The organism is Neobacillus niacini (assembly GCF_031457145.1).
Taxonomy (GTDB): domain Bacteria; phylum Bacillota; class Bacilli; order Bacillales; family Cytobacillaceae; genus Neobacillus; species Neobacillus niacini_J.
The window spans coordinates 374,823-390,551 of record NZ_JAVDVZ010000004.1 but is presented as its reverse complement, the minus strand read 5'-3'; the positions used below and the strand labels follow the sequence as shown (position 1 = coordinate 390,551).

The following is a 15,729-nucleotide window of genomic DNA, read 5'->3' as shown; positions in this document are numbered from 1 at the left end:
GTTTGGTCTTCATAAGAGTGATGATGACCCTTTTTAAGGTTATCGGAGGTGGTTTTGGTTATCATAAGCTTGATGATGACCTTTTTTAGGGCGGTCGAGAGTGGTTTTCGTCATCATAAGCGTAATGATGACCTTTTTCAGCGCAGTCTAGTGTAGTTATTGTCTTCATTATCATAGTGGCATTCATTTCACAAATAAAAATAAAAAAGACGTCTGCATACACAGACGTCTTTGCGTATTGAGGCGAAAAACCACACTCCACATAGTGTGCTCCATAAAGGAATGTTTCTCGACTTACACAACTCAGCTCATCGCTAGATTAATATAACACAGGAACAGGGGACAAAACAACTGGAAAATTTTAATTAGGCGATTTTGCTATTTTCCTCCATTTCCTCCACCAAAAGTTCTCAAACCCAAAACAAAAGACTTGCTTATTACTTCGTATTCCTCTATATTCAAATAATCAGATATACAAATTTAAAAGATAAGAAGGGTGTATATGTTTAGTGACAAAAGATTCCATCAATATTCCTTACGTAATGTGCCAAAAGATGTCCTATCGGGACTAATTGTCGGTGTTATTGCCATACCTCTTGGAATGGCCTTCGCGATTGCTTCAGGGGTGAAGCCGGAATATGGAATCTATACAACAATTGTTGCGGGAATCCTGATTTCCCTATTCGGAGGATCGAAGTACCAAATCGGTGGTCCAACAGGTGCATTTATTCCAATACTATTTGGAATCGTTATGACGTATGGGTATGAAAACCTTTTAATTGCTGGCTTTTTAGCTGGGGTTATGCTCGTCTTAATGGGGATATTCAAGCTGGGATCGTTAATAAAATTTATTCCAAGACCCGTAACAATAGGTTTTACAACAGGGATAGCTATCACTATTTTCACAGGACAAATTGCTAGTTTCCTAGGGTTGACAGGTATTAAAAAACACGAAGAATTTATTCAAAATCTTAACGAAATTATTATCAACATGGACACCATTAACCTTTTTAGCATCTTAACAGCGGTCATATGTTTAGCAACGATTATTGTGACACCAAAGATTGCACCTAAGGTTCCGGGTCCTCTGATTGGATTAGTGGTTTCAACATTGATTGCAACCTTGCTTTATCCCAATCATATAGCCACGATTGGAACGGCTTATGGACAGATTCCAAGTTCATTGCCACAGCTGCAAATACCGGATTTGAGTGTTGAGATGATTATTACTCTATTAAAACCAGCGTTTATCATTGCGATGCTTGGTGGAATCGAATCCTTGCTTTCTGCGGTGGTTGCCGATGGTATAACAAATAGCAAGCATAACAGCAACAAAGAACTTATAGGTCAGGGGATTGCCAATATGGTTACTCCGCTTTTTGGGGGAATTCCAGCAACAGGGGCTATTGCCAGAACAGCAACTAATATTAAAAGCGGGGCTATTTCACCGTTATCTGGTATTATCCATGGGGTAGTCGTTTTACTTGTACTAATGTTTTTCGCTCCCTTTGCATCCTATATTCCACTAGCAAGTATGGCACCTGTTTTAATGGTGGTTGCCTGGAATATGAGTGAACGGAAAGTGTTTGCCCATATATTAAAAACAAAATCTACCGATTCCCTAGTCTTAGTTGTGACCTTTTTACTAACGGTTTTTGTTAATTTAACCACTGCAGTTGAAGTGGGGTTGGTACTGGCGGCAATTCTTTTTACGAAGAGAATGAGCGATGTAATGAAGACATCAAAAGCATTGCCAAACCTTCAGCATAAACATGAAAAGGTCGAGACTCAAATGGTAACTGATTCGCATGATTGTCCTCAGGTGAGTATTTATAATGTAGAAGGACCATTATTCTTTGGAGCAGCCCAAACGTTTGAATCATCCATAATGAACACGATTAACTATCGCCCTAAGATTCTTTTATTGCGGATGAGTAGAGTTCCATTTATGGATACAACAGGTGAAGCATACTTGACTAGCATTGTGTCCCATTTTTCTAAAAGTGGTATAGTAATTATATCGGGAATAAACGAACAGCCGAAGAATGTTATGATAAAAACAGGCTTATATGATGTGATTGGTCAGGATCATTTTTTTGAACACACGGGTGACGCCATTCAGTTTGCGTTATCGCAGCTGGATCGTAATAAATGTCTTGGGTGTAAACACTTCGCATTTAAGGAATGTAAGAAGCTTTCGGCGCAAGGAGAAATGGTAAGCAGCAATACAAAGCTCACGGCTACTTACTAGAATGGATTAAGGAAGTGAATGGATTGAATCTTGAAATGCAGCAATTTAAGGCGGAATTTTTCAAAGCGCTGGCACATCCTTTGAGGATCCGGATATTAGAGCTGTTAGCAGAAGGGGATAAAAATGTTAATGAAATCCAAACCCTTGTTGGCAGTGAAGGATCTGCTGTTTCACAGCAGTTAACCATCTTGAGAGCAAAAAATATTGTTACGGGCACAAAAGATGGGAATAAGGTCATATATACTTTAAAAGATCCCATGATTATTGAATTATTAGCGGTTGCTCGGCAGATTTTTAATAATCACCTGGTTGATACAATTACTATATTAGATAAATTTAAAGATGAAGATGAAGAAGTAGCGGCAATACCGAAGAATTAAAAATCTTCGGTATTTTTTTATGTTTATAACAAGGAAAATGTTGTTATTTTATTTGTAATATTTTAACCATCATTTACGACGATACTTATATTACTATAAAGGTATAAACAAATAAAAGGAATCTAGGAAGTATCAAATGGTTTACGACTTGGTACTACTGCATCCGCCAACTGTCTATGATTTCAGAAAAGAAATGCTTTTTACCGGTCCAATCAGTGATGTTGTTCCATCCTCTCCTGTTTTTGAAATGTACCCCATTGGTTTGACTAGTATTGGGGATTATCTTGAACGCTTTGGTTTGAAAGTAAAGATTATTAATATTGCGAATCGCATGCTTTTAAATCCCAACTTTGATGTTGAAAAGAAAATCCGGAAAATTAAGGCGAAGGCATTTGGGATTGATCTCCATTGGCTTCCACATGCACATGGCAGTATAGAATTAGCAAAAATCATTAAGAAATATCATCCTGATACTCCAGTTATGTTCGGAGGACTATCCAGCACATATTTTCACAAGGAATTAATTGAATATCCTTGTATTGATTATGTTGTCCGCGGTGATACCACAGAAAAGTAATATTAATGCTATTAAATAAATTGGAGAAAAAAGATGTATCGGGATTTGCAGATATTCCAAACCTAACCTGGAAGCGAAATAATCACTATTTTTATAACGAGATTACTTATGTTCCAGACAGTCTAGATGAGTTTAACTTACCAGGGTACCGTTATATTATCGGATCAGTCTTTAAATATTTTAATCTATTAGATGCATTACCATACAAAGGATGGCTGCAGTATCCAAACACAGCAATCTTAACCTCAAAGGGTTGTAATTATAATTGTTTAATCTGTGGTGGTTCTAAAGATGCCTACGAATTAAACTGCAACCGGAAAAAGCTGGTTATGCGTTCCCCTCAAAGAATGCTTGAAGATATTGCCTTGATTCAACGATTTACTCGAGCCCCGATATTTCTATTAAATGATATCAGGCAAGGGGGAAAAGAGTACGTTGATGAGTTCCTAGAGGGCTTAGCAAAAATGAAGCTAAAAAATGAGATTGTATTTGAATTATTTAATTATGCAGATGAGAAATTTTTTGAAAGTTTAAACAAAGCAATGCCTAAATACAGTATCGAGCTTACTCTTGAATCAGCAGATGAAGATATCCGGAAATATAATGGAAAGCTGCCATGTACAAATGCCAAAGTCATCGAAATGCTTCAATTTACATTAAAACATGGCTGCGCTAAAATAGACTTATTTTTCATGACGGGTATCCCTAATCAAACGTATGAAAGTGCGATGAGAAATGTTGATTTTTGTGAAATTATTCACAAAGAATGCGACGGAAGTTCTTTAATTTCGTATTTTGTTGCACCATTGTCTCCATTCCTTGATCCAGGCAGCCCTGCGTTTGAAAATCCTGAGACATATGGGTATAAAAAGTTCTGTCACAAACTAGAGGACTTCCGGGAAGCTATGAAGCAGCCATCTTGGAAAAATATGCTGAGCTATGAAACGAACAGCATGACAAGAGAGGAAATTGTAAAAGCTACCTATGACTCAGCTCTGAAGTTAAATGAATTTAAATACAAGAATCATATTATTGCCAAAGATGTTCATGATGAGGTAAGGCTGAAAATAGAAAAATCAGTCGAGTTTCTTGCCAGACTCGATGTAATTGAGACCTTGCCTCCAGATGAAAAACAGGTAGAGCTGTCCATCATTAAGTATGAAGTGGACCATATCAATCGCCACAGTATTTGTGGTGAGAATGAACTGAAATGGGAGGTCAAAAAACTTTTTGCCAACATCCCATCACTTACTTATATTGGTCTAGAATTACTTATTAAAGACATCATAAAAGATATTAAATGTAAATTTGGAAAAATAGACAGGAATACTGTGATGCTCACAAAATCACAGGGAAGCAAGAGCAAAAGTAAAGGTGTACTGTAAGCGCCTAACCCCTTGTAGAATCTGATTTTATAGGTGAAAAGCAGTGGTAATATCTTTACAATTGGCCCAAATAATGTTAAAATTTAGTCAGCCGTTGCATCGAGATTAGATTTATGATACAAAGCTTATTCAAAGTTATAGATGAAGTTTGGATGAGATAGTGAAAATAAAGCTATCACGTTGTAATTTGGTGAATTACACATGGCTTTTTATAAGCCAATAGGAGGATTTTTTTACATGAAAAACGGTAAAGTAAAATGGTTTAACTCTGAAAAAGGTTTCGGATTCATCGAAGCTGAAGACGGAAACGATGTATTTGTTCACTATTCTGCTATCCAAACTGAAGGATTCAAAACTCTAGAAGAAGGTCAAGAAGTATCTTTCGAAGTTGTTGAAGGTGCTCGTGGACCACAAGCAGCAAACGTAACTAAAAAGTAATCTATGAAACCAATTATCTAACAGCCCGACCAATGTGTCGGGCTGTTTTTTGTTATTAAACTAAAAAACTTCTACCCAACATTACCTGTAATTTCTTGGATTTCCATCCTCAATTAAATTAGTATTTTGCTATAATAGAAGTAATGAGTCTAAAAAGGATGGGTGAATAGGATGAAGTTTTTCCATACTGCGGACTGGCATTTAGGAAAGCTGGTTCAAAATGTGTATATGACGGAAGATCAGCGACTTGTTCTTCAGGAGTTTGTCAAGGCGATTGAAGAAGAAAAGCCGGATGCAGTCATTATTGCCGGGGATTTGTATGACCGCGGAGTACCCCCAACTGAGGCAGTGAATTTATTAGACGAAGTACTGGAAACGATTGTTTTAAAATTAAACACGCCTGTGTTGGCGATTGCAGGAAATCACGATAGCCCGAGCCGTCTTCATTTTGGCAGCAGAATGATGAAGTCAAACGGTTATCATATGGCAGGGCAGATTTCCAAGCAGTTAGAACCGGTTGTTCTGAATGATGAGCATGGTGAGGTACATTTTCATTTAATACCATATGCAGACCCAAGTGTCATTCGATATGTATTTGAAGATGAGGAAGTCAAGACTCATAATGATGCGATGAGAAAAATTACTGATGAAATTGCAGCAAGAATGAATGCGAATGCTCGACACGTTTTTGTTGGACATGCGTTTGTAACTCCAACGGGAGAAAAAGAGGACAATACGAGCGATTCAGAACGTCCACTATCGATTGGCGGAGCAGAGCATGTGAGTGCCACCCTCTTTGAAAAATTTCACTATACTGCACTAGGACATTTGCACCAGGCCCATTTTGTTTTAAATGAAACGATTCATTATGCAGGCTCACCACTTAAATATTCCATTTCAGAGGAAAAACATAAGAAAGGGTTTTTTATCGTCGAAATGGATGAAGCTGGTAAGGTTACGATTGAAAAACGGTTGTTAACACCCGCTCGTGATATGAGAACAGTCGAAGCGAAAATGGACGAGCTTTTAAAGCATCCCATAAATGAAGACTATGTTTTTGTTCGTTTGCTAGATGAAACACCTGTGCTCATGCCAATGGAGAAGGTTCGATCCGTTTATCCAAATGCGATGCATGTCGAGCGTGTTATTCAAGCCCCAATCGTAAAGGATGGAGAAGCTACTGAAAAAGTAGCTAGAACGAAAATGGACGATTTATCCCTATTTAAAGCTTTTTACCAGGAAGTAAAAGGAACTGCTCTGGCTGAGGAAACAGAAGAGATATTTCTAGAAGTCCTTCAAGAGCTCTTACAAAAGGATAATGAGCAATCCGCTGTAAAGATTGCAGTCACCACAAATCGAGCAGCGAAAGGAGTGTAACCTTTTGAGACCGCTAAAAATAACCATTACTGCATTTGGTCCATACAAGGATTGTGAAGTAATTGATTTTACTGAGTTAAAAGATAATCGTTTATTTGTTGTTTCAGGTAACACGGGTTCAGGAAAGACGACCATTTTTGATGCCATTTGTTTTGCTCTTTACGGATCTGCCAGTGGCGAGGACCGTAGCGATTCGAAAATGATGCGCAGTGACTTTGCTGATGATGATGTTCACACCGCCGTCGAGCTGGAGTTTGAACTTCACAATAAGCATTATCGGATTAAGAGACAGCTGCCGCATGTGAAAAAGGGAAACAAAGGGGCGACTGGAGAGCAGTACGAATTTTACGAAAAAACAGAAGACGGTGAGATTCCTTGTGTGGACCGACAAATCGTTTCTGAGATTAATAAAAAGGTAGAAGAAATTGTTGGTTTAACACAGGATCAGTTTAGTCAAATTGTGATGCTTCCACAAGGAGAATTTCGTAAGCTATTAACCTCCCAAACGGAAAATAAAGAAGAAATTCTAAGGAAGATTTTTAAGACGGAGCCATATAAATGGATTAGCGAACGGTTAAAAGAGCGAAAAAAGGAAGCGGAGGAAGAGTATAAAAGAGAAGCTCAAATGATTGATCGGTATATAAAAGATATTCAAGCCACTCTTCCTATTAGAGAGAATTCAAAACTATCTGAAGTGTTCTCACAAGAACATTATAATACCCATCAAATCATTGACGCCTTGGAACTAGAAACTGACTTTTACCAAATAGAAATGATTGAAAATAAGAAACAGTCAGAGGAAGCAGAAACCACATATAATCAAAAGCTTGAGGACTATCATCATGCAAAAACGTTAAATGACCGGTTCCATGAGCTTGATGAAAAAGAAGCAAAACTTCAAAAATGGTCCCTGCAGATTCCGAACTTTATGGAAAAAGAAAAACAATTTGAAAAAGCGGAACGGGCTAGTAAAATTGTAGCTTACGAAAACCAATTGAATGAATGGCGTGCGGATGAAAAGTCGAAAGAACGAGCACTGCATGATGCAGATTTAGCACGAAAAAATGCGAAGGAACAGCGTGAAAAGGCGCAAAACTTTTATGAAATCGAAGAGCAGCGGAAAGGGGAACGCGAGGAAATTGCCCGGACCGTTGACCGCTTGAAAGACTTCTTGCCGACTGTCCAAGCGATTGATAGTAAAAAATCAGAGCTTCTAAGGATTAATAAAGATGTTCAGAAGCTAGCTAATGACCTTGAGGTAAACCGTAGAAATATGGATACAAAGACTAGTGAAAAGGGAAAAACCACTGCGAACATTAAAGAAATAGAAAAGCTAGTCGATGAATTACCTGCTAAACAGCAAACCCTACATGAGCTAAGAGAACAGGCGATGGTCATCCAGGAATATCTAAAATCTCATCAAAAACAAGGAAAGCTGCAACAGGATTACACAGTAAAGCGTAATGATTATCTTGAAATGAAAGAGAAATATGAAAAGCTAGAGGAGTCCTGGATCAGTGGTCAGGCGAGTATTCTTGCTATGCATTTGCATAATGGAATGCCATGCCCTGTGTGTGGCAGTAGTGATCATCCAAACAAAGCAGATGGTCAAGATGTGGTTCCTACAAAGGAAGAGCGAGAAGCAGTTAAAAAAGATTTAGACCGTTTAGATAATCTGTATCGTGATGCCGGAGCAAGCTTGAAATCGAATACTGAACAGCTTGAAACAAAAGCCAAAGAAGTTATAAACAGAGGATATCCAGTTGTAGATGCAGACCAAATTTACACGCGTATCGTTAAACAGGGTCAAGAGCTTAAGAAAGAAGTCGATGCCCTGCTAGCAGGTAAGGAAGAGATAAAGAAATTAAAGGAATCTCTTGAAAACATAGAACAAGAATTAAAGCAACATGAAGTGAAAAAGGAACAAATCTCTTCTGAACATCAAGAAAAACAAACTGTATTTGTAAGAGAAAAAGCCATTTATGATGAAAAAATTGGTAGAATTCCAGAAGAAATTCGAAATCTTGCTGCGTTACAACAGAAAATAATGGAGGCACAAAAACATAGAGAAAAGCTTGAGAGGGATTGGGAGACCGCTCAAAAGCAGCTGCAGACTGCAAAGGATGCTGAAACAAAGGCAACTGCGTTTTATGCGAGTGCCCAGACACAATTACAGGAAAGTACCGAGAAAAAGAATCGCTCAGAAATCCAATTTGCCTCAGAATGGCAAAATGCTCAGTTTGCTTCAGAGGAAGACTATTTACGTGCAAAACTGTCAGACACAGTTCGAAAGCAATTAAAAGATTCAATCGACGATTTCAAGAAAAATTTAGAAACCCTTAAGCAGCAAATTACCGAGCTTAAAGAGGAATTGAAAGATAAAGTAAGAGCAGATTTAGATCAGCTTACGAGTGAATTAACGCTTATGAAAAATAACCGTGACCTTGTCCTAAAACGATTGAGTGAGTCTGAAGGTTATCAGAAAATGGCAATGGAATTAAAGAGGAAAATACTAAATGCTGAGGAAACCGTTTCGGCTTTGGAAAAGCAAAGGAATAGCATAACGGATTTATATGATGTCGTTAGAGGTCAAAATGGCAGTCGGATATCATTTGAACGATACTTACAAATTGAGTACTTAGAGCAAATTATCATTGCAGCTAATGAGCGATTAAAACATCTATCAAATGGCCAGTTTATTTTGGAACGAAGTGAACGTCAAGAGGCCCGCGGCAGACAAAGTGGTCTTGGTCTCGATGTGTTTGACGCGTACACTGGACAAACACGTGATGTAAAAACCCTGTCAGGCGGGGAAAAGTTCAATGCTTCATTATGCCTTGCGTTGGGTATGGCTGATGTCATTCAGAGCTTCCAGGGTGGAGTGTCTATTGATACCATGTTCATCGATGAAGGATTCGGTTCGTTAGATGAAGAATCATTGAATAAAGCAATCGACACATTAATTGACCTGCAGCAATCTGGGCGTATGATTGGCGTTATCTCGCACGTGCAAGAGTTGAAAAATGCAATACCTGCAATTTTAGAAGTAAAAAAGACGAGGGAAGGCTATAGCCGAACAGAGTTTGTGATTAAATAGCTTTCTAATAAAAAGAAAAGTGCCCATCTCTAAGAACAACGTGGAGATGGGCAATTGCGTTTTGTAAGTATCTAAATAGCTTTGAAATTTGGAAAAGGATATTGCGCTTCTGCAAGGGATGATAAATTAGTGAGTTCAGCTGTAGCACCAATTTGATCCCAAACTGCCATCACTTTTTCAGATTGATGTGCCTGGTCTATTGCCTCACTAGACTTCCATTCCGCTATTTCAATAATTGTTCCGTCCTCAGCTTGTAGTGTTAATAATTCACGTTCGGTTATGAAGCCCTCTTCGCGAAGGACGGGAATATGTAATTTAAGGATTTCTCTTAATTCATTCTCTTTTCCAGGCTTCGGACGATACAGAGCCATAAAAACTAATGCAGACATGAAATAGCCTCCTATATTTTATAGTAATTATGATAACGGTAAATAATAAATGGCGTCAACAGATTGTTAATTTTAAAAGACACATTACAATGGTGATAGAATGGAAATATATTTTCAGGCTGATGGTGGAGATTCCTTTATTTTATTTTCAAAAACACACTGGATGACGTTGTTTGTTATAGTTGGAATCATTGTCTTAATCTTTCTATTTCGGAGAGTTTTAAGGAAGCAGCCAATTAATAACATTGTCAGAATATGGTTGGCAGCGATTTTAATTATTTCCGAAATAAGTCTTCATTCATGGCTATGGCGTATCGGGGAGTGGACGATCCAATATTCTCTGCCATTCCACCTAAGCAGTATTTCCATCCTTCTATCAGCGGCTTTATTGCTTACAAAGAGCTATAGTCTCTTTGAATTTACCTATTTTGCAGGCGTTGGCAGTGCGTTGCAGGCAATGATCACGCCTGATATAAGTGCCTATACGTTTCCACATTTCCGGTATGTTCACTTTTTTATTTCACACGGCGGCATTGTAGTAGCAAATCTATATATGGTCTTGGTAGAAAAATATAAACCAACTGCAAAGAGTGTATGGAAAGCTTTTTTGTATCTAAATGTTTATACTATCTTTGTATTTTTACTGAATTATTTTATTGAAGGTAATTATATGTATATCTCCAAAAAACCAGTAAACCCATCCATTTTAGATTATTTAGGACCATGGCCATTGTACATATTACCACTGGAGGTCATTGCATTTATCACTTTTTTAATACTTTATGTACCATTCTGGTTATTTGATAGATTTGGAAAAAGATGATCACTTTCATTTACTCCATCTGTATTTATCTTCTGACTCAAACCATTCTTATTGCCTATTATCGCATGGTCGAAATGAAAAATTAAAAAACCAGAAAAAATTCTGGTTTTTATTTTGGATTATTTTGTTCTAGGTAAATTGTGAGCTCTTTGATATCTTTTGATTGATGTATCACCCCAGCCTGATCAAAGAGAATATACGCTGGTTGTGTTTTAATGTTAAGTTCTGGATATGCATTCTGAGCCATTTCAAGTTCGGGCAGGCTTAAGATATCATCCACCTTATCAGTAATCTTTGTATTTTTTTCAATCGGATTATCCTGATCATGTTCCCCAATGACTAAAAGTGAAAAGGATTGTTCACTTTCAGATAATAAATTTGGATAAGGGAAGGTGGTGTCTTTATTGGCCGCGGCTTCTTGTTGATTTAGTTCTGTAGATTGCTTTGCTTCTTCTTTTACCTTTGGTTCAGTGTTCTGACATCCCACTAACAGGGTTAGTCCTAAAACACAAGGCCAAACAAATCTCTTCATAGGTAATCTTCCTTCGTTGTAAATAGAATCTTTTCCTACACAATAGCACAATAAGAGAGGCTTTGGACGGGACGATTGTGGAGGATTCGTGAAATGAAAAGCAGGATAATCTGAGATTATTGTCAAATAAGTAATTAAATTATTCGTTTTGAAGGAGTGGGAGGAATGCAACAGATAACAGCAGGAATTGATGCTGGAGGTTCGTTAATCAAAATCGTTTATCAGGAAAAAGGAAGAATGCATTTCAAAAAATTTTCAATAAACAAGCTGGATTCTGCCATTTCATGGCTAAAAACGGTTGCTCCCTCTTTAAAAGTTTCATTAGCTGGTGGTAAAGCCATGGCTATACAAAATAAATATTTTCAAGACAGTATTTTGATTCCTGAATTTCAAGCTACATGTGATGGTGCTCGTTTCTTACTAGCAAAAGAAAATATAAGTATCGAAGAAAACTATTTGATCGTAAACATTGGTACGGGAACCTCGTGGCATGTGGTGAACGGAGACAAGGCGGAGCGAATTCTTGGCAGTGGAATGGGCGGAGGCACCTTCACCGGACTCGGTTCCTTATTAACGCAAGTACAGGACTATCAACTGCTTACCATTCTTGCAGAAGAAGGAAATAAAGGAAAGGTGGATATGCTGGTTAAGGATATTTACGAAACAGCTGCCAGTCCCATTAATGGAGAATTAACGGCTGCGAATTTTGCTAAGGGTAAAAAACTAAACCATACAGAAGCAGATCGCCTGGCCTCACTTTCCAATATGATTGCTGAAACGATTGTGTTGTTAACGTCACAAGCAGCCGCCATTCATCACGTTAAAAGTGTGGTCATCATCGGAACCTCAATTATTGGTAATCCTTCATTAAAACGAGGTCTAGAATTCTATTTGAATATGTTAGGTTTATCTACAGTATTTCTAGAAAAGGGAGAATATTGTGGAGCGATCGGAGCCTATTTATCTGTCTAAAAATGTTCCCTTGAACTATGTGTTCTTTAAAGATAAAGTAGAAGAGGAAGATTGAAAAAGTAGGTGGCAATTTGGAAAAACGTTATTTTACAATTGGCATGGCAGGACATATTGACCATGGTAAAACTTCTTTGACAAAAGCACTGACTAATGTGGATACAGACAGATTAAAAGAAGAAAAAGAGCGACAAATTTCAATAGAACTTGGATTTGCTCCATTATATGAGGATGAGGATATTCAAATTTCGGTTATTGACGTTCCTGGACATGAACGCTTTATCAGGCAAATGATTGCTGGGGTAGCTGGAATTGATCTTGTTGTACTCGTTGTTGCGGCCGATGAAGGTGTCATGCCGCAAACAAGAGAGCATCTTGAAATCCTAAAATTTTTGGGAGTCAAAAACGGACTCATTGCGATTACTAAAATTGACCGGGTCGATGAAGAATTTATTGAACTTGTTAAAGATGATATTTTAGAAGAACTTACAGGAAGTGTCTTTGAGGACGCCCCCTTCGTATTAGTGGACAGCCTCTCAAAAAAGGGAATAGAAGAATTAAAAGATTTAATTATTAAAACACTTAAAGAACAAGAAATGAGAGATGCGAAAGGGGCATTCCGTCTGCCCATTGACCAGGTGTTTACTGTTAAGGGGCAGGGGACTGTTGTCCGGGGCACGGTTTATGAAGGAACAGTGGAAGAGGGGCAAACCCTTAAAATCATGCCAGAGGGATTGGAAGTCAAAGCTAGGCAAATTCAGGTGCATCATAAGCAAGCCCAAAAGGCCTATGCGGGACAGCGTACTGCTATCAATCTCTCCGGTGTTTCGAAGGAAGACCTTGAACGCGGGAATGTCTTAGTTTCATCGGAGCATTTTATTGTAACAAAAACTGTTGATGTAGCCGTTCGGGTAGTAGAGGACCTCGATCATATGGTGAAACAGAGGATGCCAATTAAGCTCCATATTGGAACGACTGAAGTAATGGGACGTATTGTCTTTTTTGACAGAAACGAACTTAAAGAGGAAAACGGCGAAATTCTTTGTCAGCTTCGCTTAGAAGAAGAAATTTTGACGAAACGCGGTGATCGCTTTATTTTACGACGCCCCAGCCCGCAAGAGACGATTGGCGGCGGCTGGGTAATTGATCCACGAGGAAATAAATATCGTTTTGGCAATCAAACAATAGAAGAACTTGAAAAGAAAAAAGTCGGCTCGCCAAAGGAACGGATTACTGCAGCTATCTTTGAGGCAAAAAGTATATCAGTAAGTGAATTAATAAAACACACTGCGCTTGATGAAGAAACCTTGAATGAGTTTTTAGAGGATGATATTTTTGTTTTATACAATGGTAAAGAGTACACACTCAAGATGTTAATAAATTCCATTGAAGAAGACATCTATGATCGCCTACAAGCGTTCCATCAAACTCATTCTATGAAACCTGGCTTAAATAAGGCTGAGCTGCTGCAATCCATGCAAAAAAGATTCCCTAAATCGCTTCTTGATTTCGTAGTTGAAAACGGGATTGCAAATGGAGTATTTAATCGAAAAGAACAGTTTGTTTCACTTTCAAGTTTTGTGCCGCATGTGTCGAAAAGCTGGCAAAAGCGGGCTGAAAACATGCTTGCTGACCTGGATAAGGATGGACTCAAGGTTCGTTATTATAAGGACTATTTTTCAGATTCTGGTATTCCAGAGCATTTAGAGGCTGATTTAAGACATTTTCTTGAGGAACAAGAATTGGTTGTCCATTTGGATGAGCAATTTGCTTATCATGGGGAAGTCTTTAACCACGCCGTCGAAAAACTTAGAAGTGGTACAGGGGAAGAGTTTGAAGTGGGAAATGCAAAAGATATCCTCGACCTTTCGCGAAAATATATGATTCCTTTTTTAGAAAGATTAGATTCTAAGGGTCTAACAAAACGTGTGGATAATAAGCGAGTTTGGCAAGAGCAAAAACCTCAATCCTAGTGAACGGATTGAGGTTTTTACTATTAAGATAGGAATTCACCAGGATTTAAACCTAGCTCACGGCAAATATCACTGACCATTTGCATTTCATTATGGTCAAAATTTCCATCTGCATACCCGATGGCAATACAGTAACGAGCCACTAAACGGGCGATTTCTGGCTTTGATCTTATTTTTCCTAATGCTCGGAAGGCTTCTGCTTTGCCTATCATCCGATCTGCTTCAATACGTGATACAAAGTAATTAAATCTTTGGATGACTTTATTACTATCAAATACCCTTAACTCTTCGCTGGAATTTACGAATTCAATCATTTTTTGTCGTTCCGTAGCATCCAAGTATCCGTCTGCCATGGAAACCAATGCACACGCAGCTACAACTGCTTCTAATACATCTTGGCTCTTGTAACGAGTAAACAATTCTTGAGCCTTTCTCTTTGATTGATTTGCCCATTCAGTATAGTCCGTTTGATTAGGGGACCAATTGTTGCCACAGCTGTTACAAGTAAACTTCAATTGGTTTTTTCCGATAAACCCGCCAAGCAATCCAACTGGTCCAAGAATTAATCCGCCAATCGCTGCTTTCCCAAGACCGAATCCCTTTTGTCCTGTCCGGACATTTGATGAATTACAACGTGGACAAAAAATATCATCCCCATATGTACGATTGGTGCTCGAATGAGAGGTTTGTGTTGGATATCCGAAAGCTGGCTGAGAATGGGAAGATTCCGGCTGTAAATGAATTCGTTGCTGTTGGTTTTGTTGATATTGGTTAGAATTATATTGATTTTGATTAAATGAATTTTGATTTTGATACTGGTTCTGATTATTAAATTGATTTTGGTTGTTATTAAATAAATTTTGTTGAACAGGCGGTGGTGTTGGCGCTGGTGCCGGGTCATCCACACTGACACCAAAATTGCGGCATAATGCTGCTAGTCCACCTTGAAAACCACTGGCGATGGCATTAAACTTCCATTCTCCGTTATGGCGGTAAAGTTCTGCTGCGACAATTGCAGTTTCGACTGTAAAATCCCTTCCAAGGTTAAATCGTAGTAACTCCTCATTCGTTTGTTCATTAAATATGCGCACGTAGGAGTTGGAGATTTGTCCAAAATTTTGCTGTTTTACTTGGGCGTCATGAATGGTAATCGTAAACGCAATCCGGTGAATGTGATTAGGAACCCTTTGTAAATCAATTCGGATTTGTTCATCATCTCGTTCTCCTGCACCATTTCGATTATCTCCACTATAGTTGATTGAGCCATTACCTCCTGATGGATTGTTATAAAAAATAAAATCTTGATCACCTTGAACCTTACCTGTTTGTCCTAATAAAAAGGTCGAAGCATCCAAATCAAAATTCGAGCCATTATGTCCAATATCCCATCCTAAACCAACGACAACGTTATTCAGACCAGGATGTGACTTTGTTAAATCGACTTTTTGTCCTTTACTAAGCGTAACTCCCACGTGTTTCACTCCTAATCATGTTTACTATTCTTATCTTATTATAAAACAAAGTATGTAGAAGAAAGA

At 38.2% G+C, this 15,729-nt stretch carries 13 protein-coding genes; 10 read left to right on the top strand and 3 right to left on the bottom strand.

The features are described 5' to 3' along the window. Nucleotides 1-502: 502 nt before the first annotated feature. From J2Y03_RS13225 to J2Y03_RS13195, 7 genes are all read left to right on the top strand, one after another. Nucleotides 503-2,251 (top strand): SulP family inorganic anion transporter, encoded by a 1,749-nt coding sequence (locus J2Y03_RS13225; protein ID WP_310194824.1) that lies wholly within the window; start codon nt 503-505, stop codon nt 2,249-2,251. Nucleotides 2,252-2,274: 23 nt separating this feature from the next. Then, entirely contained in the window at nt 2,275-2,631 is a 357-nt protein-coding gene (locus J2Y03_RS13220) for an ArsR/SmtB family transcription factor (protein ID WP_310194823.1), read from the top strand. Between the two features lie 136 nt (nt 2,632-2,767). Continuing rightward, the gene (locus tag J2Y03_RS13215; protein WP_310194820.1) at nt 2,768-3,208 is read left to right on the top strand and encodes a cobalamin-dependent protein; all 441 of its coding nucleotides are present in this window, start codon (nt 2,768-2,770) and stop codon (nt 3,206-3,208) included. A 5-nt stretch (nt 3,209-3,213) separates the two neighbouring features. Next, on the top strand, nt 3,214-4,593 hold the full coding sequence (locus J2Y03_RS13210) for a radical SAM protein (protein ID WP_310194817.1): 1,380 nt from the start codon (nt 3,214-3,216) through the stop codon (nt 4,591-4,593). A gap of 237 nt (nt 4,594-4,830) precedes the next feature. Next, complete coding sequence (locus J2Y03_RS13205) at nt 4,831-5,031, top strand: cold-shock protein (protein WP_007083969.1); 201 nt, start codon at nt 4,831-4,833, stop codon at nt 5,029-5,031. 171 nt (nt 5,032-5,202) lie between these two features. Beyond that, entirely contained in the window at nt 5,203-6,408 is a 1,206-nt protein-coding gene (locus tag J2Y03_RS13200; RefSeq protein ID WP_310194815.1) for an exonuclease SbcCD subunit D, read from the top strand. Nucleotides 6,409-6,412: 4 nt separating this feature from the next. Then, a complete protein-coding gene (locus tag J2Y03_RS13195; RefSeq protein WP_310194813.1) occupies nt 6,413-9,505 on the top strand; it encodes an SMC family ATPase in 3,093 nt (1,030 codons plus the stop codon). 71 nt (nt 9,506-9,576) lie between these two features. Here the strand turns inward: J2Y03_RS13195 and J2Y03_RS13190 are convergent, their stop codons facing one another. Continuing rightward, the gene (locus J2Y03_RS13190) at nt 9,577-9,894 is read right to left on the bottom strand and encodes an antibiotic biosynthesis monooxygenase family protein (RefSeq protein ID WP_310194810.1); all 318 of its coding nucleotides are present in this window, start codon (nt 9,892-9,894) and stop codon (nt 9,577-9,579) included. A gap of 100 nt (nt 9,895-9,994) precedes the next feature. Here J2Y03_RS13190 and J2Y03_RS13185 point away from each other — a divergent pair, with 100 nt between their 5' ends. After that, nucleotides 9,995-10,717, top strand: a complete 723-nt coding sequence (locus J2Y03_RS13185; RefSeq protein WP_310194808.1) for a YwaF family protein — start codon at nt 9,995-9,997, stop codon at nt 10,715-10,717. A gap of 109 nt (nt 10,718-10,826) precedes the next feature. Here the strand turns inward: J2Y03_RS13185 and J2Y03_RS13180 are convergent, their stop codons facing one another. Then, nucleotides 10,827-11,249: a hypothetical protein gene (locus J2Y03_RS13180; protein WP_310194806.1), complete on the bottom strand. Its 423-nt coding sequence runs from the start codon at nt 11,247-11,249 to the stop codon at nt 10,827-10,829. Nucleotides 11,250-11,414: 165 nt separating this feature from the next. Here J2Y03_RS13180 and coaW point away from each other — a divergent pair, with 165 nt between their 5' ends. Both coaW and selB read left to right on the top strand, forming a co-directional pair. Then, nucleotides 11,415-12,221 (top strand): type II pantothenate kinase, encoded by an 807-nt coding sequence (gene coaW / locus J2Y03_RS13175; RefSeq protein WP_310194804.1) that lies wholly within the window; start codon nt 11,415-11,417, stop codon nt 12,219-12,221. Between the two features lie 71 nt (nt 12,222-12,292). Next, complete coding sequence (gene selB / locus J2Y03_RS13170) at nt 12,293-14,191, top strand: selenocysteine-specific translation elongation factor (protein WP_396954204.1); 1,899 nt, start codon at nt 12,293-12,295, stop codon at nt 14,189-14,191. Nucleotides 14,192-14,214: 23 nt separating this feature from the next. On the opposite strand, the gene J2Y03_RS13165 is transcribed toward selB, so the two are convergent. Next, nucleotides 14,215-15,663: a TerD family protein gene (locus J2Y03_RS13165; protein ID WP_310194801.1), complete on the bottom strand. Its 1,449-nt coding sequence runs from the start codon at nt 15,661-15,663 to the stop codon at nt 14,215-14,217. Nucleotides 15,664-15,729 lie beyond the last annotated feature (66 nt).